Annotated in this window: 20 protein-coding genes; 7 read left to right on the forward strand and 13 right to left on the reverse strand. The window is 41.5% G+C overall.

Features of this window, described 5'->3' with window-relative positions:
- Window positions 1–42: 42 nt before the first annotated feature.
- The 6 genes from FLL46_RS06450 to FLL46_RS06475 form a co-directional block, all read right to left on the reverse strand.
- Window positions 43–519: an OsmC family protein gene (locus FLL46_RS06450; protein WP_142892673.1), complete on the reverse strand. Its 477-nt coding sequence runs from the start codon at window positions 517–519 to the stop codon at window positions 43–45.
- Between the two features lie 119 nt (window positions 520–638).
- Entirely contained in the window at window positions 639–998 is a 360-nt protein-coding gene (locus tag FLL46_RS06455; protein WP_142892674.1) for a VOC family protein, read from the reverse strand.
- Between the two features lie 72 nt (window positions 999–1,070).
- Window positions 1,071–1,526, reverse strand: a complete 456-nt coding sequence (locus FLL46_RS06460) for a YaiI/YqxD family protein (RefSeq protein WP_142892675.1) — start codon at window positions 1,524–1,526, stop codon at window positions 1,071–1,073.
- Between the two features lie 182 nt (window positions 1,527–1,708).
- Window positions 1,709–2,170 carry a PaaI family thioesterase gene (locus tag FLL46_RS06465; RefSeq protein ID WP_142892676.1) on the reverse strand — a complete coding sequence of 154 codons (462 nt, stop codon included), beginning with the start codon at window positions 2,168–2,170 and terminating at the stop codon, window positions 1,709–1,711.
- Between the two features lie 118 nt (window positions 2,171–2,288).
- Complete coding sequence (locus tag FLL46_RS06470) at window positions 2,289–2,726, reverse strand: hypothetical protein (protein WP_142892677.1); 438 nt, start codon at window positions 2,724–2,726, stop codon at window positions 2,289–2,291.
- Window positions 2,727–2,772: 46 nt separating this feature from the next.
- Complete coding sequence (locus tag FLL46_RS06475) at window positions 2,773–3,681, reverse strand: LysR family transcriptional regulator (protein WP_142892678.1); 909 nt, start codon at window positions 3,679–3,681, stop codon at window positions 2,773–2,775.
- A 146-nt stretch (window positions 3,682–3,827) separates the two neighbouring features.
- Here FLL46_RS06475 and FLL46_RS06480 point away from each other — a divergent pair, with 146 nt between their 5' ends.
- The 3 genes from FLL46_RS06480 to FLL46_RS06490 all read left to right on the forward strand — a co-directional run bounded on the left by FLL46_RS06480 (window position 3,828) and on the right by FLL46_RS06490 (window position 8,688).
- On the forward strand, window positions 3,828–4,202 hold the full coding sequence (locus tag FLL46_RS06480; protein ID WP_142892679.1) for a DsrE family protein: 375 nt from the start codon (window positions 3,828–3,830) through the stop codon (window positions 4,200–4,202).
- Window positions 4,203–4,378: 176 nt separating this feature from the next.
- Window positions 4,379–6,337 (forward strand): 2Fe-2S iron-sulfur cluster-binding protein, encoded by a 1,959-nt coding sequence (locus tag FLL46_RS06485; RefSeq protein WP_142892680.1) that lies wholly within the window; start codon window positions 4,379–4,381, stop codon window positions 6,335–6,337.
- Between the two features lie 677 nt (window positions 6,338–7,014).
- Window positions 7,015–8,688, forward strand: coding sequence for a trypsin-like serine protease (locus FLL46_RS06490; protein WP_142892681.1), 1,674 nt, complete (start codon window positions 7,015–7,017; stop codon window positions 8,686–8,688).
- Window positions 8,689–8,802: 114 nt separating this feature from the next.
- Here FLL46_RS06490 and FLL46_RS06495 read toward each other — a convergent pair whose 3' ends face one another.
- Genes FLL46_RS06495 through FLL46_RS06505 form a run of 3 tightly spaced genes read right to left on the reverse strand, consistent with a single transcriptional unit; the run spans window position 8,803 to window position 12,029 of the window.
- Entirely contained in the window at window positions 8,803–9,174 is a 372-nt protein-coding gene (locus FLL46_RS06495) for a VOC family protein (protein ID WP_142892682.1), read from the reverse strand.
- A gap of 35 nt (window positions 9,175–9,209) precedes the next feature.
- On the reverse strand, window positions 9,210–9,983 hold the full coding sequence (locus FLL46_RS06500) for a class I SAM-dependent methyltransferase (RefSeq protein ID WP_142892683.1): 774 nt from the start codon (window positions 9,981–9,983) through the stop codon (window positions 9,210–9,212).
- Window positions 9,984–12,029: a M3 family metallopeptidase gene (locus FLL46_RS06505; RefSeq protein ID WP_142892684.1), complete on the reverse strand. Its 2,046-nt coding sequence runs from the start codon at window positions 12,027–12,029 to the stop codon at window positions 9,984–9,986. It abuts the gene before it with no gap.
- 208 nt (window positions 12,030–12,237) lie between these two features.
- Here FLL46_RS06505 and gorA point away from each other — a divergent pair, with 208 nt between their 5' ends.
- The 4 genes from gorA (at window position 12,238) to FLL46_RS06525 (ending at window position 17,151) form a co-directional block, all read left to right on the forward strand.
- Complete coding sequence (gorA, locus tag FLL46_RS06510) at window positions 12,238–13,587, forward strand: glutathione-disulfide reductase (RefSeq protein ID WP_142892685.1); 1,350 nt, start codon at window positions 12,238–12,240, stop codon at window positions 13,585–13,587.
- A gap of 190 nt (window positions 13,588–13,777) precedes the next feature.
- On the forward strand, window positions 13,778–14,308 hold the full coding sequence (locus FLL46_RS06515) for a gamma carbonic anhydrase family protein (RefSeq protein ID WP_142892686.1): 531 nt from the start codon (window positions 13,778–13,780) through the stop codon (window positions 14,306–14,308).
- Between the two features lie 190 nt (window positions 14,309–14,498).
- Complete coding sequence (locus tag FLL46_RS06520; protein ID WP_142892687.1) at window positions 14,499–15,731, forward strand: LamG-like jellyroll fold domain-containing protein; 1,233 nt, start codon at window positions 14,499–14,501, stop codon at window positions 15,729–15,731.
- Window positions 15,732–15,981: 250 nt separating this feature from the next.
- Complete coding sequence (locus FLL46_RS06525) at window positions 15,982–17,151, forward strand: methyl-accepting chemotaxis protein (protein WP_142892688.1); 1,170 nt, start codon at window positions 15,982–15,984, stop codon at window positions 17,149–17,151.
- 73 nt (window positions 17,152–17,224) lie between these two features.
- Here FLL46_RS06525 and FLL46_RS06530 read toward each other — a convergent pair whose 3' ends face one another.
- The 4 genes from FLL46_RS06530 to FLL46_RS06545 form a co-directional block, all read right to left on the reverse strand.
- Entirely contained in the window at window positions 17,225–17,491 is a 267-nt protein-coding gene (locus FLL46_RS06530) for a nicotinamide mononucleotide transporter (protein ID WP_142892689.1), read from the reverse strand.
- 86 nt (window positions 17,492–17,577) lie between these two features.
- Window positions 17,578–18,432, reverse strand: a complete 855-nt coding sequence (gene aroE, locus FLL46_RS06535; RefSeq protein ID WP_142892690.1) for a shikimate dehydrogenase — start codon at window positions 18,430–18,432, stop codon at window positions 17,578–17,580.
- An 89-nt stretch (window positions 18,433–18,521) separates the two neighbouring features.
- Window positions 18,522–19,769, reverse strand: a complete 1,248-nt coding sequence (locus tag FLL46_RS06540; RefSeq protein WP_246119279.1) for a ribonucleotide-diphosphate reductase subunit beta — start codon at window positions 19,767–19,769, stop codon at window positions 18,522–18,524.
- Between the two features lie 26 nt (window positions 19,770–19,795).
- Window positions 19,796–22,633 (reverse strand): ribonucleoside-diphosphate reductase subunit alpha, encoded by a 2,838-nt coding sequence (locus FLL46_RS06545; RefSeq protein ID WP_142892691.1) that lies wholly within the window; start codon window positions 22,631–22,633, stop codon window positions 19,796–19,798.
- Window positions 22,634–22,654 lie beyond the last annotated feature (21 nt).

The following is a 22,654-nucleotide window of genomic DNA, read 5'->3' on the forward strand; positions in this document are numbered from 1 at the left end:
TCAAGAATTTCCTGAACCAGGAATCTTTGAGAATTTTGTTCACTAATCGTTCAAATAAATAATTTCTGTTACCACTTCTGTTTTTACTGAATTAGCAATAAAACACTGTTCATGAGACTGATGGTGCATTTTTTCCAATTGCTCCAAAGTTGGTCGCCTGTCCCCGGAAAATTTAACTTGCGGCCGCAAAGTGACTTTTGTCATTGAAACTTTATTGTCGTTGTCTTTTTCCATGATACCAATCGCACTATCGACATACTCATCAATCACATACTTTCTGTTGGCAGCAATGGAAAGAAAAAACAGCATATGACAACTGGACAAAGACGCGATGAAGGCTTCTTCAGGATCAACATTCGCTTCAACGGAATAAGGTAATGGAACAACATGTGGAGAAGATGAAGCAGCCACTTCTGCTCCGCCGTCAAATTGCCAACGATGGCCACGGCTGTATTGGTTATCAGAAAACTTTTCTTGTTGATTTCTTAGCCAGGTGATTTTCGCCGTATATTCAGACATATACCAGTCCTCTATATGATGTAGAAGTTCAAACTGAAACTTGTTAAATCGGGTAAGTTTGGGTACTAGCTATTAATTTCGAATTAACATGAATAAACCTCCGCTGCTAATTCAAATGTTTATATCACCAAGTGGATAATATTAGCCGGGTTTGCAATCCAGAACCCATTAAATTCTTTCGGTAGCGGTTCTATTTCATCTCGCCGGGTGACGCCCAATTCGTCAAAATATTTTTTTGCTTGTTCGATGTTGTCCGCTTCAATTTCAAGCCAGGTTTCCGCCTGACTGATTCCGTTAATCTTATCTATCCACAGATTTTTATCGCCAAATTCAAACGCGATAGACTCAAAGCTGTCCGGTGACGATGCGTCGCTAATTTTGAATCCTAAAATATCTCGATAAAAAGCAACAGTTTTCTCATATTCGTGAGAAGGCACTTTCATGGCAATATTTTTGCCCGCTTTGAATGTCGGTTTCATTCTATAGCTCCATTTTGCTCAAATGAGTATTCCAAACAACTAACTGCGATGACGTAGCTTGAATGAGACAGATTACCTCTTTTTGACATATTCTGCTAAAAATTTATCGAGATGATCGGCAAAGTTTTTGCGATCACTTTGGCTCAGTGGTGGTGGACCACCGGTATCGATACCGCTGGCCCGCATAGTATCCATAAAATCACGTATATTTAAACGAGATTTTATATTGTCCGCAGAAAATAATTCTCCGCGAGGACTCAATGCTCTCGCACCTTTTTCGATAACTTCTGCTGCAAGTGGAATATCACTGGTAATCACTAAATCCCCTTCACCTGCCCGCTTAACAATTTCATTATCGGCCACATCGAAACCCTGTGTTACTTGAAATGAGCGAATAAAACGCGATGGTGGAACTTTGATAAATTGATTAGCAATCAATGTCAGCTGAACTTCGGTACGATCAGCCGCCCGAAATAATATTTCCTTAATGACAACGGGGCATGCGTCTGCGTCTACCCAAATTTTCATATATTTTCCTTTATCAATCCGATTGCCTTTGTAAACGAAATATTTTTATACATTTGAGAGCACTAACCATCATACTCTCAATGATTTTTTATTGTGAGTTCGCTATTTTAATCGATTTCAATTTTTATTGCAGGTGAATTCAAAATGAAATCCATTAATAAAGTACTTTAAAAAGAGTGTGATTAGTTCCTCACCCCTTCGCGATCATAGACAGCCATAATAGTACCAACCATGGAGGCAACAGATTTTCTTTCATTATCAGTGCAGGCAAATAATTCTCCTTCAGTCACCGTTATATTTCGCCCCTGCTTTTTTACCTGGCCAACAGCCACAAAATGCTCTCCCCTGGCAGGAGCCAATAGATTAACTTTAAATTCAATCGTTAATACTGCAGCATTCTCTGGCATTAGCGAAAATGCGGCATAACCACAGGCACTATCAACCACGGTTGAAACAATACCGGCATGAATAAATCCGTGCTGCTGAGTGAGTTCAGTCTGATAAGGAAATTCTAATTCAACTTTCCCCGGCGTTACGCTGAGAAGTTTTACGTTGATCGTTTTCATGACTTGTTGTCGGCTAAAGCTTTCAATCACTTGTTGTCGAAAAGCTTTATTAGCCGGTTGAAATATTGCTTCTGTCATAGTAATTTTCTCAAAATGTAACGACTTACCGATATGAATTATTTAACTCATAAACACTTAGCACATGGACATATAAAAACGATACTTTACTGAAGTAAGTTAATTAATATAACCCTTCCTATTTATCTTTTTTCTTTTTCTTCTTTAAACGATAAGACAGTGGATAAAAAAACAGGCAAAAACTTGTCGATATTATTGGTAAAAACCAGAATTGAAAAAACGTGTTAATACGATTCTTACTTTTATCGGTTGGATGAACAAACACATTCACCTCATCACCAATATCAGACTCACACCAACTTTTTTTCGACCAGGTAAAGTCGCCTTTAACCTTAAGACCTCTTTCTGTTACTGCTACCGGTCCCCAAGAACCTTTGGACCTGGAACCCGATGTGCGGTATCGGTGGTGGCAGCTTTCGATCAGCGCAGGCTCAACTTCTGTTGAACTGAGTACAGTAACCCGATCCCAAATCATCCACAGTGAAATGGGGATAGGCGCCAAGAGGCCCAGAACAAACAAGCCACCAATCAGGTAGCCGATTATCTTAGCGACCATGTCTTAGCTTACTTTAAAAAAAATATTGTCTATCACAGCACCTCCATCATGAATCAATTCCATAACTTAAATCTTTTCGCAACTCGTGAGTAATCCAGTCGACAAAAACCCGGACCCTCGCTGACATTAACTTAGCATGGGAATAGACCACGCTAACAGGTAAAAGTGGTGGTTCATATTCTGCTAACACTACTTGCAATTCACCCGACTTTATTTGCTGTTCCACCTGGTACGATAAAAATAGACCAAACCCCATTCCGTTAAGCACTGCATCCAGGGAAACTTGTATTTGGTTACACGCCAAAGGACCGTTTACAGCAATTGACATTGTTTTCTCTTTGTCATGAAATTGCCAATGAGCGCCATGACTAAGACCCGAAAAACGAATGCAAGGAAAGTTTTGCAGATCTTTCGGATGAGTAATCGCACCAACGGTATTTAAAAGCTTAGGCGAAGCGCAAACACTACGCCGGACATGGCCGACATTTTTAGCGATCATTGAAGAATCTGACAATGGGCCAATACGAATCGCAACGTCAACGGCTTCTTCTATCAAGTTAACATTCGTATCCGATAAATTAAGATTAATATTAATCTGGCTGTTTTGCTGTAAAAAGCGATTGATCAAAGGCGCTACCCGCATTGAACCAAACATCACTGACGCAGTGACTGATAGCTTTCCACTCGGTCTACGGTGTTTGGCACTCAGTTCTAACTCAGCATTATCAATTTCGAACAAAATGTTTCGGCAGCGAGTGAGGTATCCGCGCCCTTCTTCGGTTAACGTAAACTTACGAGTTGTTCGGTTTAAAAGCCTTGTATTTAGATGTTCTTCCAGGCTCGCAAGTGTCCTGACAACCGTCGGCAAAGAGGTATCCAGCACTTCTGCAGCGCCAGTCAAACTACCACTATCAACAATTTGCACAAAAGTCGCCATTGCATTGAGTTTGTTCATTGTTGAAACCGCTCGTCACCAATTCTTTCATTTTTTGAAATAGTTAAGTTCATTTTAGAGCATTTATTGCGAATTAGGAAAGATTCATAATGATTTCGAATCATCATCAATTGATTTTTATTTAACCTCATTTCAGGAGAAATCACATGAAAGCAGCAATTTTAGTCTTATCCGACCCAAATGACGGCAAAGAAGAAGCGCTGGGCCGCCTTTTTAACGCGCTAGCAACCGCATTTGATTTTAAAGAAAATGGCAGTGACGTTCAGATCATGTTCAACGGTACTGGCACTCGTTGGATTGCAACGCTAAGCGATCCAGAGCATCCCGCCAACGGATTATTTGAAGCGGTCAAAGACAAAATAGCCGGCGTGTCTTGCGGGTGTGCTGATGTATTTGGCGCCGCTGACGCTGTAGAAAAATCAGGATTTGATTATCTAACCGAAAACGCGATACCAGGCACACGCGGCCTACCTAGTCTGCATCGGCTAGCTGCCGACGGATATACCGTTTTCACTTTTTAATCCCACAGTCCTGATAACACAAACTAGTGATAACGGGCTTTTTTACGGAAGTAAAACTCGCCGAATTTTCGGCGAGTAACTCCAGATTCGATAGCCGGATGTAATCAAATCTAGTTTCAGTACCAAGCCCATTGTTGCCAACAAAGTCGCAGCCGAAAGATAGGGAGTTAACTGTTATGAATAATCCAACACCTTTTCATTCAGGAGAACTAAAAGTTCAGCAACGTGCAAAAGAAGCCTCAATTGCGCAACGCAACGGCACAGCAATTAGCCATTTAATCATTCCCGGCGCGATTCCCTTTATTGCTCAACAAAATATGCTGGTAGTAACCAGTGTGGATCACCGAAAAAAAGTGTGGGTATCGATATTAATTGGAGATGCTGGGTTTGTTAGCGCACCTGACCCTGAGTCAATCGTAATTGATACTACTAAGTTATTGACGCAACAGAGTGATATTTTTTGGCGAAACATTAAAGTCAACGCTCAAATTGGTCTACTGGCCATCGAACTAAGCACAAGACGTCGGCTCAGGGTTAACGGCACAATAAGTCAGTTAAACCAAACGCGTTTTAAGATCAACGTCGAGCAAGCTTTTCCTAATTGCCCTAAATACATTCAGCGACGAAGTCTCGATATTTCGTCACCAAAGTCAAGCGCAGATTTACCACCAGTATTGACAGGACATTATTTAACAAACAAACATATCGAATTGATACAGAACGCAGATTCTTTTTTTGTTGGTAGCGCCAACACTTCCTTTAGTAATTCTGATAATAAAAAAGTTGAACGTTCTCAAAACCAGATCGAACTATTAAGTTGCGACGCATCACACAGAGGGGGCTTTCCTGGATTTGTCGAAGTCATTGACGGAAAAACGTTACGTATTCCAGATTATCGAGGTAACAGCATGTTTAATACGCTAGGAAATATTGAGAATTTTCCTTTTGCCAGCATAGTATTTATCGACTTCGAAAATTTGAAAATACTGCAGCTGAGCGGCCGCGCAAAAATCCTCTGGGACCAACACGACCCAACGGATAAGACTGCTGGCACACGAAGATTTTGGACTCTCGCGGTAGACGATTGGCAAGAAACCACTTTACCCGACGCGGTTAATTGGAAACTTTTAGATTACTCACCCCATAATCCAAGAGAGACTAAAAACACACAGCAAACAATCAGACGGCTCGAATTGAAAGTCGAAAAAATTGAGCAGAAAAGTAAACGAGTCAAATTATTTCGATTAGTTTCACAAAAAGGGGAACTTTTGCCTGCGTTTGAACCGGGAGCTCACCTGCCAATCGAAATTAACCTTTCAACAGGAGAAAAAGTTAAGCGACATTATTCTTTACTTTCTTCTAGTCATGATAACCGTTTTTATGAAATAGCCGTACAACTCGAAGCACAGGGACGTGGCGGTTCGATGTTCATTCATCAACAGATAACAGTTGGTAGTACAATTACATCCGGTCAGCCTCAAAATAATTTTCCCCTGTCACCGATCAGTGGTCATACAATTTTAATCGCTGGTGGCATCGGCATTACTCCCATCTTGTCGATGTTAAGAAAATTATCCGAAGAAAAACGCTCATTTGAAATTCATTACGCTGCACGTAACCCTTCAGAGTTCATCTTTTTTAAAACAATAAACTCACTCGCCGGAGATAAGGCAAGCTTTTACCACTCATCAGGTCCAAGTCCCAAAAGGCTACCGCTGCAAAAGATCATGGAGTCTGCCCCTGGCCATTCACATTTATTTATCTGCGGTCCGGCCAGAATGATAAACTCGGCGCGAACATTAACTGAAGGTCTGAATTGGTCACATAGTCGCTTGCATTTTGAAAGCTTTGGTGCAACAAATTCGGCTGACGATAAAGCGATAGACGTTACACTGAAAAAGTCAGCCAGAGTAATAAAAGTTAAACCCACAGAAACAATCCTCGACGCACTCATCAAATCGAATGTACCAATCCCTTTCGATTGCAAACGTGGAGAATGCGGAATGTGTGCAACGAAAATTATTTCTGGACAACCAGAGCACAGAGATATTTATCTAAACCAGGATGAACGCGCGCAACAAATTTGTGTTTGTGTATCAAGAGCAAAAGGAAGCCAATTAACACTAGATCTTTAACTTATGCTATTTCACCCGACCCAAATCACTTTATTAGCTAAAACAATAGTTCAAACACTCTTTAATAATAAAATATCTGACTTAACACTAATATTTAATCATTAACACCGGACTATTAATTTATAAATATCGAGCAGCCTACTTTTATTTTTCTCAATAGATTTCAAAATCGTCAATATTCACACAATCAACTTGATCATTAATTGCAATAATGAAAACCTCATCACATTTTCGCAAAGAACAACAATGTTAAAGTTCTCACTACCACTTCATCTATTTTTTTTAAATTTGAATAACAAAATTCATTAAACATTATTAGAGAACACATCATTTAATTCAGCTAATCTTTTTTTAAATAAAAAAGTTCACACACACTTACTCACTAACTTTTCTATTTGCCGAACAATGCTTTTTAAGCACTGCTGCATTCTTGTTTTTCCTTCTTACCAAACAATATTTTTATAATCGCGATTTTAAAATTTATTTTGATTTTATTTGGTAATTATCAATTATTTTTTTGGTAATAAGCCACTTTACTGAATAAGTTTTTTTGGAAGATACTGAAAAGGTCGGGTATAAAAACTTTATTATATCTGAAATTATTTTTTCCGGAAAAAAAATAAATACTTTTGATCTATTCAAAGATCAGCTCAAAATTTATTTTACGGAGGTCTATAGTGTATATAAAAAATATGAAAAAAATATTGCTCAGTTGTTTTATTTCAACTGTCGCATTTCACGGTATTGCCGGGGCAAACGACAACAACGATGAAAACTTTTATGGAATGCAGTCGGCTACTTTGACGCTTGATCAAAGCATGAAGACTTTAGGAGTTCCTCGACCTGTCGAGCCAGTTGATCTTTACGACGATAAAATCAGTCCAAAAATTGTGGGCGGTGTTGAATCACAAATTGGTGCGAGACCGTATCAAGTTCAAATTCGTCGTAATGGTCGTCATTGGTGTGGTGGAGCACTTTTAAATACCGAGTGGGTGCTCACGGCTTCTCATTGTTTTTTCACGCTTTCTGGTTCACCTGACAATGCAAACTTTACTGTTAGAGTTGGAGTAAGAACACTGAGTAGTAATGAAGGTCAAGTGATTAATATTGCACAAACGATTCATCATCCCAACTACAATCCAGTGCAAGGTACAGGATCCGGTAATGACATCACTTTGTTAAGGCTGGCCACTGAAGCACCAGCTAGTTTGACACCATTGAGACTTCCCACCCAACAGGTCATGAATTCAATCGGTTCGCCTGGCAATGTGGTGACAGTTTCAGGTTGGGGAGATTTAACTCAGGGTGGTAGCGGTCCCGACGTATTGAATGAAGTAGACGTGCCGGTTGTCTCAAATGCCACTTGTAATCAACCCGCTTCGTACAACGGGCAAATCATTAACAGCATGCTTTGCGCTGGTTTAGCACAAGGTGGCCAGGATTCTTGTCAGGGCGATAGCGGCGGTCCATTGGTCGGCAATTTCGGCGGTGATTATTACAGCGTTGGTGTCGTCAGCTGGGGCCACGGTTGTGCACAACCTAACAAGTATGGTGTATATACTAGAACCCTGAGCTTTGTTGATTGGGTGAACAATCAAATAGGAGAAGATCCTGGCCCCGGACCCGGTAACTGTGTAGAAAATCTGAATGCAAATGGTGGTACACTTTGTAATGGTTCAAATCATACCATTAGTGGCTCGCAAAACCGTACCAGTTTCCAGCAAACTTACACCATCGAAGTTCCAGCGGGCGCGACTAATTTATCTTTCACTTTAACCGGTGGAACAGGTGACGCAGATCTTTATGTACGTCAAGGTCAGGCACCATTAGTCGATAGTAGTAGTTGGGACTGCCGTCCATTCACCAGCGGAAACGAGAGTTGCCCGACAGCGAATCCAACTGCAGGAACATGGCACGTAGGAATCGTTGGTTACAGCGCCTACTCAAATGTTAAGTTATCCGTCAGCTACACTGCACCAACAGGACCAGGCCCCATAACCTGCACTGAAAACCTCAATTCAAACGGTGGTGTGTTGTGTGATAATTCAACCCACAGCGCGAGCGGCTCACAAAACCGCAGCAGCTTTCAGCAAACTTATACGATTGAGGTTCCTGCTGGAGCAACCAACCTGTCATTTACTTTAACCGGTGGTTCGGGCGATGCCGACCTCTATGTTCGTCAAGGCCAGGCACCACTAGTTGATAATAGTAGCTGGAATTGCCGACCATTTAAGTCAGGCAACGAAACCTGCACTGAGGCCAACCCAACAGCCGGAACTTGGCATGTGGGCCTCGTAGGTTACACCGCTTACTCAAATGTCACTTTAAAGGCAAGTTATGATACCCAGTAAAATATTTGATAGTCTGCAGCGTTTATTTTTGTATTGCTAGTGTGAACGAAGCCCGAACCTGGTTCGGGCTTTTCTTTTTAAATAATGCGCTAATCTATTGCACAGTTTAATCAGCTAAACATGTTGATCAATTAAAATAGAATTTCCATCTGGATCAACCACGGCAAAGCTTGAAGGCCCAGATTCACCATTGATAGATTCTTGAACAACTTCTATTCCTTGAGACTTAAGTTTCTCATGAATTTCACGAACGTCAGTAAACGATTCCATCGTATTGCAATCCTGATCCCACCCCGGGTTGAAAGTCAATATGTTGCTTTCAAACATACCTTGAAATAACCCAATAACGTGATCACCATTTTTCATTATCAACCAGTTTTGTGATTGATCTCCGCCAAAAATAGTAAAGCCCAGTTTTTCATAAAAATTTTTAGATTTTTCGATATCCTTCACTGCTAAGCTGACTGAAAATGCACCTAACTTCATAGTTTTCTCCTTTATGAGTAATCTAAATAAAACGACTAATTGTTAAGATAAACATCGTACCGAAATTTCTTCGCGACAATTTCGTGGCTTGGTTTTTTCCCCGCTAAAACAGGTGCCCCTTTAGGTCTTTTCACCACGACTCTTTTAGCAGAACTGTCTAACGCATTTAACAACAATTGATCTGCATCTGGATCATCACCCGCCAGCAATTTAAAAAGGCGCATTTCTTTTTTTACCAATGCCGACTTTTTTCTTTCGGGAAACATCGGGTCAAGATAGATGACTTCTACATTATCTAATTCACCTGTTTTGTTCACGCTATCTATTTGATTTATTTTTAGCCTGTAGGCAACCTCAGAAAACTTTGCTTCTTTTTTTAATCGCTCCAGTGCATTACTCAATAATTGAAAAATTGCAAAGTTTCGCTCATGCATCATAACTTCACAACCTAACATAGCCATGATTAATGCGTCTCTTCCCATCCCTGCCGTCGCATCTAAAACTTTGGGACGATAATGTGGCTTACATCCAATTGCTTTAGCGACAACTTCATTTGATTTATTGGCTCTGGCGGCTCGAAAAGCCACTTCGCCGTCATTCAGATCAAAGGCTAATTGCGTACTTTTTCGGTCGAGCATCAGATTCAGGCACAGCTTGTCAGAAATAAATTCAAACGTCGCTTGCTGCTCATTGAGTTCGAAAAACTCATCGACGACTTCAAGCGACAATTGGTTCGCAAAATCATAAGACTTTTGACGAACCAATTCGTTGCTCTGGGTATGACAGCGAACTTTAAATTCAACAATCATCTATGCAGGTTGAATTCCTGAATGGCGAAGCAAAGGCGCGACTTCGGGTTTGCGCCCACGAAATGCAACAAATAAATCCATAGGCTCTGCCGAACCACCTTTCTCCAAAATGTTTTCTCGGAACCTGGCTCCCGCTTCGACATTCATCACCCCTTTTTCTTCAAATAGCGAAAAAGCGTCGGCAGATAAAACTTCAGCCCATTTATAGCTGTAATAACCGGCAGAATATCCACCTGCAAAAATATGTGAAAAGCCATGTTGGAATCGATTAAATTCGGGCGGAAAAATAACTGCCACCTGATCACGAGTTTCATTGAGAACCTGCTGAATTTGTTCAATCGTTAGAGGCTCACTCATATGAATCTTCATATCGAACAGCGCAAACTCAAGTTGACGGAGCATTCCCATTGCCGACTGGAAATTTTTTGCGGCAATTAGCTTATCAAGTAATTCTTGCGGTAGCGGCTCACCGGTTTCATAGTGCTCACTCAGTTTGGCGATTACTTCCGGTTGATAACAAAAGTTTTCCATAAATTGACTGGGGAGTTCGACCGCATCCCAAGGCACATTAGAAATACCTGCGGCGGACAGTTCATCAATTTGAGTAAGCATGTGATGAATGCCATGTCCGAACTCATGGAACAAGGTGACAACTTCATCGTGGGTAAGCAATGCAGGCTTGTCTTTTACCGGTGGCGCAAAATTGCAGGTAAGATATGCCACAGGAATTTGAACGTCTCCGTTTTCTAGCTTAAAACGTCCCTGGTAAGCATCCATCCAAGCTCCACCGCGCTTATGCCCACGGGCATAAAGATCGAGATAAAATTCTGCCACCGCTTTATCATCACGAATAATTTGAAAATGCTTCACTTCTTTATGCCAAAGAGCCGAACCGCTGATTGGTTTAAAAGAAACATTAAAGTGATGTTCGGTGATCTCAAACAAGCCTTTAATCACTTTATCGACCGGAAAATAAGGTCGTAATTGCGATTGAGATATCTGGTAGTTTTGTTGCTTAAGTTTTTCACTATAATAAACGGCGTCCCATGCCTCGAATTTTTCATTTGATGAGTCCTGAGATTGAGCGAATGCTTTTAAGGTTTCATATTCCTGCTCGCCCTGAGCGTGACTGGCATCATTCAGTTGTTCTAAAAACTCAACAACCTGTGCAGGACTTTCTGCCATTTTTGTTTCAAGAGAAAGCTCGGCGTAATTGTCGTAGCCTAATAGCTTCGCTTTGGCATACTTGAGTTTTAACGTCTCTGCCATAATTTCACTATTATCAAATTTGCCTTCATCAGGTCCTAATTCTGAAGCTCGCGTGACAAAAGCCCGATAAACTTCTTCGCGCAACTCACGATTGTCCGCATAGGTCATTATTGCCAGGTAACTGGGAAATTCCAGCGTAACCAGATATCCTTGAAGTCCTTTCGCCTCGGCACCTGCCGCCAACATCGCTAACTCGGTTTCTGGTAAACCTGATAATTCTTTTTCGTCAGTAATATTTTTAGTCCAACTCATGGTTGCATCTAAAATATTTTGTTCAAATTTTGATTTAAGTTCAGCCAGTCGGGCCTGAATTTTTGCAAACTCTTTTTGTTCTGCCTCTTCGAGGTGTAAACCGGATAACTTAAACCCGATTAAAGAATGCTTCAATATATGGCATTGAGTCGGCGACAATTGTAAACTTTCTCGGGCATCATATAGCGCCTTGGTCGCCTCAAATAGACCTTTATGTTGGCCAAGTTCGGTTGAATATTCAGTCAGTAATGCCAACGCGGCGTCATAAGCATCTCTTAATTCATTGCTATTGCATACACTATTTAAGTGAGACACTGGAGACCAGGCTTTTTCCAATCGATTCTCGAGCTTTTCAAGTGGAAGCATCAGGTTTTCCCAGGAAAATTCTGGCTGTTGAATTAACGCTTCAATCGCCGCTCTATTTTCCTCGAGTACTTGTGAAATCGCCGGTTTTACATAGTCTGGCTCTATTTGATCAATTTTTTCAATAGGATTTTGTAATAATAAGGGGTTAGTTATAGTCATATTGGAATAGTATTCGAGGTTAATTAAATGCAAACTTAAGTTTAATTCGTTACAGCATTAAGTAAAGTAAGTTCTTGTGTTGAGTAAACTATCCTTTAATGAGGGTTAAGAATCGATAAACAAGCCCGATGGGCTGAGTTTTTAGCAACTGCGTTTTACCAATCGCGTTAATGTCAATTGATTAAGATATACAAAGGTGTCTAACAAAATGTCTGAATATGATTTCGATTATCTCGCTATCGGCGGTGGAAGTGGCGGCATAGCCTCTGCAAACAGAGCCTCCATGTATGGAAAAAAGTGCGCTATTGTTGAGGCGAAAGCGCTGGGCGGAACTTGCGTCAATGTGGGTTGTGTACCGAAAAAAGTAATGTGGTTTGCCGGTCAGATAGCCGATGCATTCAAGCTGGCACCAGACTACGGCTTTGATATTGAAGTGAAAAATCTCAATTGGAAAACACTGGTTGATAACCGCGAAGCTTACATCAGCCGAATTCACCAGTCATACGACAATGTTCTGGGAAAGAACAATGTTGAAGTCATCCAGGGTTACGCAACATTAGTTGATAAAAACACGGTAAAAGTAGGCGACAGGCTCATTACCGCTGAAAATATCCTACTGGCAACCGGTGGACAGCCGATGATTCCAGATATCCCTGGAAAAGAGCATATTCTTGATTCTGATGGTTTTTTTGCCCTTGAGCACCAACCTAAGCGAGTCGTGGTCGTAGGCGCAGGTTATATCGCGGTGGAAATCGCCGGTGTATTTAACGCCGTGGGCTCAGAAACTCACCTGGTTGTGCGAAAAGAGCACCCGCTGCGAGAGTTTGATGAAATGATCGCCTCAACCCTCACGGAACAATTGCAGGTTGAAGGCATCCAACTTCACAACCGCACCCAGATTACCAGAATCGATAAAAACGAAGATGGTAGCCTGAAACTTTCAACCGATGGAAAAGAATTACCTGATGTTGATGCCGTGATTTACGCAATCGGTCGCAGTCCTCTAACTTCAAACCTGGGCTTGGAAAACGCAGGTATTGAGCTAGATGCAAAAGGTTATATTGTTACTGACGAATATCAAAACACCAGCGTTCCCGGTATTTTTGCTGTCGGTGATAACACCGGGCGTGCCCAGCTAACGCCTGTTGCCGTAGCGGCAGGGCGTCGATTATCAGAACGCCTGTTCAACAATAAACCGGATGAAAAACTGGATTATACTGACATACCAACCGTTGTTTTTTCTCACCCGGCAATTGGCACTGTAGGCTTGACCGAATCGCAAGCTCGCGAACAATATGGCGATAGCGTTAAGGTGTATACTTCTAGCTTTACCGCAATGTACACCGCAATCACCCAACACCGGCAACCGACAAAAATGAAACTGGTTTGTGTCGGCGAAAACGAAAAAGTTGTTGGTGTCCATATTATTGGGCTAGGCGCTGATGAGATGCTGCAAGGGTTTGCAGTTGCAGTCAAAATGGGCGCAACCAAAGCCGACTTTGATAACACTGTCGCTATTCATCCAACTTCGGCAGAAGAATTGGTGACTATGAGATAATTTTTAATCTGAAAACTGCGACATAAAGCAACAAAGATTAGAAATGATAAAATTGGCGGGAAATTCTCGCCAAACTTCTGGATAATGTGTGAAGATTTGCTATCGACTATCGAAAAACTTAGGCTAAAATAGCCACTGGTTGGCAGTCACCATTGCGTACGTTTTATTTATTATTATTTAAAGGTCATTCATGAGCGTTCGATCATTTGAAAATATGCACCCAAGGTTAGGCGATAAGGTTTTTATTGATCCAACAGCTTTGGTGGTTGGAGATGTTGAAATTGGCAACGATAGCTCAGTTTGGCCAATGGCGACTATTCGTGGTGATGTTCACTCAATCAAAATCGGTGAAAGAACCAGTATTCAAGACGGCTGTGTTTTACACGTAACCCATGCCGGCCCTTATGATCCAGAAGGCCACGACCTGATTATCGGTCACGATGTTACTATCGGCCATAAAGCCATGATTCACGGTTGTACCATCGAGAGCAACTGCTTGATTGGTATGGGCTCGGTCGTAATGGACAATGCTATTATTCGTTCGAACGTGGTTCTTGGTGCTAATAGTTTGGTACCTCCCGGACGAGAACTCGAAGGTGGCTTTTTATGGGTGGGTTCTCCTGCACGAAAAATACGCGCACTCAATGATGAAGAAATTCAATTCTTTAAATACTCGGCTGAAAATTACGTAAAACTGAAAGATCGATACCTGGCTGGCTAGCTTAATCACCAACCAGACTAATACTTCGTCACGCTTGAATTTGAAGCAGACTGCCAAAATGCATCCGCAGAGTCACCCATGCTCAGTGGCTGAGCGCCTTCTGAGACTTAAACAAAATTAAATTTTATTGTGTGCAACTCAAGTTGTTTTAGTCTATTCATTCGTTGAACACAAAAGAGGAGTGTCCCACTTGTCTTTAAATCATAACGAAACCGACGACCAACAAAAGAATTACTTTCTCGAAGAGTTTCTTATTGAACCTGCGTGCAATCGAATTTCACTAGGCGAAAAGACTTACACGGTAGAGCCTCGTATCATGGATGTGCTGTGCGTTTTGGCCGATCAGCCGGGTAAAGTTGTATCTCGAAAACACATTATCGAAAAAGTCTGGGAACACAGGACAGTTAGTGATAGTTCATTAAGTCGAAACATCGCAAGATTAAGAAAAATAATCGATCAAAAATCACCGCAGCAAAGTTACATTAAAACAATACCTAAAAAAGGATATTTGCTGAACGCGACTATACGTGAAGAAAATCAGGACAATGCAGAATTACTTCCTCAGAAAAATCAAATAAATCATAATCTGGCGACCCTATTCAATGATGCAGAAAACAATCAAGTTACAAGTATGTGGTTTAGACTGCCAATAAAACAAGTACTTTCCCTGCTTATTCTTGCCGTTATCATATTACTCTCTACTCAGTTTCAATTGATTAACAACATATTCCCTGGCTTGAGCTCTTTACCTGAAAACAGTCAAGAAAAGAAAGATGAAATTCAAATGGCACAAAAAGATTCATCCCATCAGTACGACTATCAAGTCACCCTCACACCTAGCCAGGAGAACAAAGCATTCTGCCTGGACGGCGTCGATGATTTTATTGAGTTGAATAATCAAATAGATATCGATACCGGCGATCTGTCAATTAGCGCCTGGGTTAAAACAAAATCAAAATCACTGGTTACTATCGTTGACAAGAGACACGAAAATATCAAAGGTAACGTCAAGGGATTTAGCTTATATTTAGTTGATGGTTCTGTTGGTTTTCAGCTCGCAAACGGCGAGGGAGATTGGCATTGTTCAAATCATTCGAAGAAATCAGCCTGTTCAAACTGGAACACTAAGGCATTTGTCGCCGATAACAAATGGCACCTGGTATCGGTGACATTAGACAGAGATGACACGCAAGGATTAAAGTTTTTTATTGATGGGCAATATTTTGAAAGCAAAGATCCCACAATGCGACAAGGCTCATTGCTGAGTTCAGCGCCACTGAGAATAGGCAGTCGCTCTTCTTCAATATCTTCATTATTTCCAGGGAATATCGGAGAAGTAAGGATTTACAATAGAGTCCTGAAAAAAAGTGAGATTACTCAACATTACGCAACAGGTATTTCACGTAGCTGTCGTGCACAATAATATTTTTCTCCACGAATAACCGAAGCTCAAGTTAAAAATAAAGTAACAATAATATTTTTCAATAAATTCGGCTTTGTTCAATCAAAAAACCACACACTTATTAAGGTTTTTTCAAATATTTCCATACACTTTATGTGGGCTTTACTATTTTCCAATAAAAAATATTCACTTGTGTTTAGGCTCTTTACTAATCCAGAAATTATTTCAATTGTAGTCTACTATTATTAAAACAAAAATTTCTAGCAGGCCTATGCACAACCCATATTTACCTCCAATTATTATTCTTGTTTCCATTTCTCTTGCAATTATTCTGTTTTGGCAATCTCAAGATTTTCTCGCTTACACGTTTCTCACTATCGTGATTTTAACAAGCGGCTACCAGATTTTTACCGAGAGCAGAAAGCCCCCGCTCGAAACACAAGATGCAAATAATGATGAAACATGCAAAGAAACTGAAATTATTTCTCAGGTTATTTCGTTGGTGGAAGCAGAGTTTATTCTGGCAAATAACGAACTAGAAAAAATTACCGAGCTTGTTTCTAATGCCGGGCGAACGCTGGCCGGAAATTTCACCGGATTACAACAACAATCAATTAGCCAAAAAGAATTTGTTCGGGAGCTGGTTAAAAAACTTGATGCACTGGTTCATAACGAAGAAGACATGTCGAGTAAAACAAATGATTTTTCCAGGCGAAGCCAACAGATATATCAACGAATGGCCGATTCGTTGGAAACAATTAAAAGTTCCTGTAATGATCTCGAAGTTGAATTTACTAGCGTATCTGACCAGATTGAGTCGATTAACAAAACGCTTGACGATCTTAATAGTATTACCGATCAAACCAACCTGTTAGCGCTCAACGCGGCAATCGAAGCAGCGAGAGCAGGTGATGTCGGTCGAGGTTTTGCAGTGGTAGCCGACGAAGTAAGAACGCTTTCACAAAGATCCCAGAGCTTCAACTTTGAAATCGCTGAGCAAGTAAAAAATATTCGAACAGCCGTTGACGGCGTCTCGTCAACCATCAGTAAACTCTCACAAATAGATTTGTCGCAAAGTCTTGAAATGAGAGAACAGATCAACGATATGTGGAGTAGTATGCAAAGTGTTGTCGAGCAAGCCAGTAGTGACAGCGGGGATATCACTCAACTAGCAGAATCAATTGGTCAACAAGCTCAAAGTGGCGTAGTTTCATTACAGTTCGAAGATATTGTACAACAGTTGATGGGGCATCTAAAAAATCGATTAACCATTCTTAATAGTTTTACGTTGCAAGCAAAAGCGATGATTTCTAAAGGACTGAATGATAACCGCGTAAAACAGCTTAACGAGCTAATCACTCAGAAAATTAAAAACTTGGATGAACTTCATAGCTCAGTTTCGCAACAAGATACCGATTCCGGCGGTGTAGATTTATTTTAACGCCTGGCTTTTCAAGTTGAATCAGATTAAACAATTCAGAAGTGCTATAGTTGCAAACAAGAATTCATAAAAATTAGTTTTCGGCCTGAATTATTTCTGATTCACTATCTTCTTTACTCCAGTTGATAAAGCCTCTGATATTCATTATCAAAAAAATAAAATTACCAGCCGCCATTCCAACACTGTTCATCCATACTAAACCTAAAAAAATCCAAACCAGGTTTGAAATTGCAAAGACGATAAAACCGTAACGGTTTTTATTACCGAGCATATAAACGGCAAGCAAGCTCGATCCAATAGCGACCCAGTCGACGCCATAATGTGCAAAAAATTGATCCATATTTATTGAGTGTCTTGGTGTATTAAATTAATTGAAGATTGATCATTCGTTACAAGGAGAAGAGAACAACCACTCTGATGTTGTGTTTATAGTTTCACGCTGTTGACATCAGGTAAACTGCCCGTCCAAATTTGATAAGAAAACGCAGCCTGCCCTATTAACATGCCTAAACCATCAGCAAATCGTTCACATTGATTTGCCAGTGCAAATTGACGAAAAGACTCAGCCCTTTCGCCATAATTCAAGTCATAAAAATAAGTCTGACTATCGATACAACTTGTAATCGAACTCATCAAGGGGCCATTAAACTCGCTAATCGAACTAATAACTCCATCCAACTTCAGCGAGCCTCCAAAAGCCGACGCAGAAAAAGTCGCAATTTTGCCCAGGTGAGAAAATCTTTCCACTAAGATTTCTGCCTTATCTTGTGTTCGATTCAGTAGTTGAATTGATGCGCCAGCCTTTAACAAAGCAACCAGAATTGATTGACTTGCGCCACCCGCACCAACCACCAATATATTCTTACCACTCACTGCGAAGTCAAGCTGCTCCAGATCATAGAGAAGCCCTCGGCCATCGGTAGTGTCGCCAGTTAGCTTTCCGTTTTGATCGACAAAGATTGTATTAACTGACTGACATAAACTGGCTTCTTCAGTGAGACGCTCTAAACTATCAATGACCAATTGCTTATGCGGTAAGGTAACATTAAGCCCTTTAACCAAGTTTTGTGTCTCGGAGTTAGTGAAGAATGTCGATACAAATGAAGTTAAATTTTCAGGCTCAACCAAATACTTTTGATAGTCAATTTGATGGTTAAATTGCTGTGAGAATTGTCGGTGTATGACAGGAGAAACACTATGTTTTATCGGGCAGCCAATCACACCCAATTTAAATTCAGATTTAAGCTCATTGGATTTTGAGCAATTTACGACCTTGGCCATGAAAGAAAGATTGAACCAAATATTAAATTTGGTTCAATCTACCACTAGCGCCCTGCAGACTCAAAGAACTTTATCTAATGATTAATCATCTACTCCCAACTTAAGGCTGCTCCGGTTTGATACTCGGTTACCCGTGTCTCAAAGAAGTTTTTCTCCTTACGCATGTTGGCCTGCTCATCTAACCAATTTAATTTATTGGCAGCTCCCTTAAACGGCTCAAAAATATTGAGTTGTTTAGCTCTGCGATTGGCGATAAAGCGAAACTGTTCGATGTGATCTTCTGCGCTATAGCCTAATATCGGCTCGGGCAACAGGTAATCAGCATAAGCAATTTCAGCTGCCTCACACTCATCCCACATAGCCCTTAAACGCGACTCATCAAGCGTTAACTGCTCCTCTTTAACAATTTCATTTACCACTCGAATACCGAATGCACAATGTAATACTTCATCACGCATTATGTACTGCAGTTGTTCAGCGGTTCCGGTCATCAAGCCTCTTCTTTGCAGCGCGAAAATTGGGCTGAATCCGTTGTAGAACCAACACCCTTCGAACACGCCGGCAAAAAACAGGTAGGAGTGAACAAAGTTATCAAGCTCATCTCGATCATTTAAATCGATATCCGGCCGTAAAACCGAATTTAGTCGCCGATTCGCTAAGTTAATTTTCCGGTAAATTTGCGGCACTACACGGTAACGATTATAAATTTCACTTTGATCGAGACCAATTGATTCAATGCAATGCTGATAAGTCCAGGTATGCAAAGCTTCTTCATAAACCTGACGCGCCTGATAAATTTGCAGCTCCGGCGCCGACATTTTTTCCATGACAGCCAGACCAACGTTCCGCATGGCCAAAATGTCTGATGTGGTCAGGTATGACAACACATTTTCATACAAATGCTTTTCTTCTACAGTCAACTTGTGATGGTAATCCTGAACATCCTTGGTCATATTAATGTCCAGCGGCGTCCAGTGATTTTTGTTGGCATTCAAAAAGAAATTCCAGGCCCAGGGATATTTAAACGGCGCTAACTGGTTAATATCTGCCTTTCCATTAACGATACGCTTATCCTCGACTCTCACCGGTTCGCGATTTTGTAAAGCAAAATCTTGCATCGACTGGCTATCATCAATTCGGTCGAACTGTGAGTCCGCACCAATCGTATTTTTACTTTTACCAACTTCCAGCTGAGCATCTTCTTCGATTTGGCCGATGGTTTTCACATCAGCCTGCTCTTCAGCTACAAACACTTTATTTTGCGAGTCCGACTTTTCGCCAGACTTAGCATCAGTAGCAGGTCTAAAGTCTGCTATAGGGTCATTCCAATCTAACATCTTTATTATCTCTCTTTTTGTTTTGGCTACTGACAAGCTTCACAGTCTGGATCTAAAATCGAACAAACCTGAGGCGCAGGCTCCGGTTTGGCGTCATATTTTTCAGGCGTGCTTTTCTCAACCTGGGTTGCCCCCAGAGAACGCAAATAGTAGGTGGTTTTTAATCCGCGAACCCAGGCGAGCTTATATAGTTGGTCAAGCTTTTTACCCGAAGCCTCTGCCATGTAAAGATTGAGACTCTGCGCCTGGTCGATCCATTTTTGTCGACGTGACCCAGCTTCCACCAACCAACGCGCATCCAGCTCAAATGCCGTGGCATAGATGGCTTTGAGGGTATCTGGCACCCGATCAATCGATTGAACTGAACCATCGAAATACTTCAAGTCATTGACCATCACTTCATCCCAAATATTCAGCTTCTTCAGTTGCTTAATGAGATAAGGGTTCGACACGCTAAACTCACCCGATAAATTCGACTTTACATAAAGGTTTTGATAGGTCGGTTCGATTGACTGACTAACACCACAAATATTTGAAATCGTCGCCGTCGGCGCAATCGCCAGACAATTGCTATTTCGAATGCCATGACTTTTTATTTCTTCACGTAATTCATCCCAGGCTAATGTCTGCGATAAATCCTGATTAATATAATTACCTCTTTCACTGGCAAGGTTTGCAGCTGAATCAATCGGTAAAATTCCCTGGCTCCAGAGCGAGCCCTGAAAAGTTGAATAACTGCCTCTTTCTTTCGCTAATTGACACGACGCTTTAATAGCCAGGTAACTGATCAGTTCCATTGATCGATCGGCAAATTCAACGGCAGCATCACTCGCATAAGCAATTTCTTTTTGATAAAGCGCGTCTTGAAATCCCATCACTCCAAGACCGACAGGTCGATGTTTCAAATTCGAATTTCGCGCTTGCGGCACACTGTAGTAGTTATACTCAATCACATTATCAAGCATTCGCATTGCAGTCGAAATGGTACGCTCTAACTTAGCGCGATCAAGTTCGCCTTGGGTAATATGCTGCGCCAGGTTTACTGATCCCAGATTACACACGGCAATTTCATCATCATTGGTGTGTAAGGTGATTTCAGTACACAAATTAGAACTATGCACAACGCCTTGATGTTGATTGGTATAACGGATATTGCAAGGATCTTTGAAAGTTACCCAGGGATGACCCGTTTCGAATAACATACCGAGCATTTTTCGCCATAAGTCCACCGCCTTTATTCGTTTAAAGCTGCGAATTTCACCGGCATCTGCTTTGCGCTCGTAATCTTCATAGGCCTGCGCAAATGCTTTACCGCAAAGTTCGTGTAACTCGGGTACTTCATCGGGAGAAAATAGCGTCCACTCTTTTTCTTCAACCACTCTTTGCATAAACAGATCCGGGATCCAGTTGGCGGTATTCATATCGTGAGCTCGACGACGTTCATCACCGGTATTTTTACGCAGGTCCAGAAAATCTTCGACGTCGATATGCCAACTTTCCAGGTAAGCACAGACAGCCCCTTTGCGTTTTCCTCCCTGATTAACCGCCACCGCAGTATCGTTAGCAACTTTTAAGAATGGAACAACACCCTGCGACTTTCCGTTAGTACCTTTAATCCAGGCGCCCATGCCGCGTACACGAGTCCAGTCATTACCAAGCCCACCGGCAAACTTGGATAACATCGCGTTATCCCTCAGCGAATCATAAATGCCGTACAGGTTGTCAGGAACGGTAGTGAGGTAACACGAAGACAATTGAGGTCTGGTGGTGCCTGAGTTAAACAGTGTTGGTGTCGAACTCATAAAGTCAAACGATGCTAGCAGCTGATAAAACTCAACCGCCTTTGCTTCGCGCTCGATTTCATTAATCGCAAGCCCCATCGCTACTCGCATGAAAAACGCCTGTGGCAATTCAATCCGGGTATTTTCTGAATGAATGAAATAACGATCATAAAGCGTCTGCAAACCTAAGTAATTAAACGCCAGGTCTCGATCCGGTTGAATAGCTGCAGCCAGTTTTTCCAGGTCAAACCGGGTTAGTTCCTCGTCGAGCAACTTTAATTCAGATGCTTTTTTAATATATTTAATAAAGTAATTGGGATAAACCTGCGCCATTTCTGATTGCGCGACAATGGTTGAGGAGTCATTCACAAAAGACAAAGCTTCCAGTCGCAGATTACTCAACAGCAACCTTGCTGCTACCTGACTGTAATTAGGCTCCTGGTCAATTAGACTGCGCGCGCTGAGTACCATTGCTTGATTGAGATCGCTCAGTTTCATGCCATCAAACAAGCTTTCCCGGGTTAGCTCGAAAAGCTTTTCGCTACTCACATCTTCAATACCGGCTGTTGCAGCTTCAATGGTTGCACTCAGGCTTTCAGGATCAAAATTAACTTCCGCCCCGTCAGGGTTAACAATCGTTAACCCGGGCTCTTCAACCTGCTCGGTTTGCCCATCCTGAACGGCTTTCTCTGCCAAGCGTTGCTTCTCGTGCTCTTCTCGATAAAGCACGTAGGCTCTGGCAACTTTATGCTCGCCGGAACGCATCAATGCAAGCTCTACTTGATCTTGAATATCCTCAATATGGATAACACCATTTTCGGGTAGTCGTTTAAGCAAGGCGTCAACAACCTGTTCGCAAAGCTTGGCAACGATTTGGTGAACACGACGTGAGGCTGAAGCCTGACCGCCCTCAACTGCCAGAAATGCCTTTGTTAAAGCAATCGTTATTTTGTTTTGATCAAAAGGGGTTCGTTTGCCATTACGACGAATAACGGAGTATTGGCTACCCAAACGATTTTCGGTCGCAATGGTATTCATGACAGAATCAGATGTTGCTATCTGATCATTACAAGTTTCGAGCATGTTTTCCTCTTCACGGATTTT

Source organism: Aliikangiella coralliicola (genome assembly GCF_007004725.1).
Lineage (GTDB): Bacteria > Pseudomonadota > Gammaproteobacteria > Enterobacterales > Kangiellaceae > Aliikangiella > Aliikangiella coralliicola.

Bases quoted from the DNA above. Each gene is read 5' to 3' on its own strand.
- FLL46_RS06515 (WP_142892686.1), top strand. From the start codon at position 13,778: ATGAGCGTTCGATCATTTGAAAATATGCACCCAAGGTTAGGCGATAAG.
- aroE (WP_142892690.1), bottom strand. From the start codon at position 18,432: ATGGCCAAGGTCGTAAATTGCTCAAAATCCAATGAGCTTAAATCTGAA.
- FLL46_RS06450 (WP_142892673.1), bottom strand. From the start codon at position 519: ATGTCTGAATATACGGCGAAAATCACCTGGCTAAGAAATCAACAAGAA.
- FLL46_RS06455 (WP_142892674.1), bottom strand. From the start codon at position 998: ATGAAACCGACATTCAAAGCGGGCAAAAATATTGCCATGAAAGTGCCT.
- FLL46_RS06465 (WP_142892676.1), bottom strand. From the start codon at position 2,170: ATGACAGAAGCAATATTTCAACCGGCTAATAAAGCTTTTCGACAACAA.
- FLL46_RS06525 (WP_142892688.1), top strand. From the start codon at position 15,982: ATGCACAACCCATATTTACCTCCAATTATTATTCTTGTTTCCATTTCT.
- FLL46_RS06480 (WP_142892679.1), top strand. From the start codon at position 3,828: ATGAAAGCAGCAATTTTAGTCTTATCCGACCCAAATGACGGCAAAGAA.
- gorA (WP_142892685.1), top strand. From the start codon at position 12,238: ATGTCTGAATATGATTTCGATTATCTCGCTATCGGCGGTGGAAGTGGC.
- FLL46_RS06505 (WP_142892684.1), bottom strand. From the start codon at position 12,029: ATGACTATAACTAACCCCTTATTATTACAAAATCCTATTGAAAAAATT.
- FLL46_RS06495 (WP_142892682.1), bottom strand. From the start codon at position 9,174: ATGAAGTTAGGTGCATTTTCAGTCAGCTTAGCAGTGAAGGATATCGAA.
- FLL46_RS06460 (WP_142892675.1), bottom strand. From the start codon at position 1,526: ATGAAAATTTGGGTAGACGCAGACGCATGCCCCGTTGTCATTAAGGAA.
- FLL46_RS06500 (WP_142892683.1), bottom strand. From the start codon at position 9,983: ATGATTGTTGAATTTAAAGTTCGCTGTCATACCCAGAGCAACGAATTG.
- FLL46_RS06540 (WP_246119279.1), bottom strand. From the start codon at position 19,769: ATGTTAGATTGGAATGACCCTATAGCAGACTTTAGACCTGCTACTGAT.
- FLL46_RS06545 (WP_142892691.1), bottom strand. From the start codon at position 22,633: ATGCTCGAAACTTGTAATGATCAGATAGCAACATCTGATTCTGTCATG.
- FLL46_RS06475 (WP_142892678.1), bottom strand. From the start codon at position 3,681: ATGAACAAACTCAATGCAATGGCGACTTTTGTGCAAATTGTTGATAGT.
- FLL46_RS06485 (WP_142892680.1), top strand. From the start codon at position 4,379: ATGAATAATCCAACACCTTTTCATTCAGGAGAACTAAAAGTTCAGCAA.
- FLL46_RS06530 (WP_142892689.1), bottom strand. From the start codon at position 17,491: ATGGATCAATTTTTTGCACATTATGGCGTCGACTGGGTCGCTATTGGA.
- FLL46_RS06470 (WP_142892677.1), bottom strand. From the start codon at position 2,726: ATGGTCGCTAAGATAATCGGCTACCTGATTGGTGGCTTGTTTGTTCTG.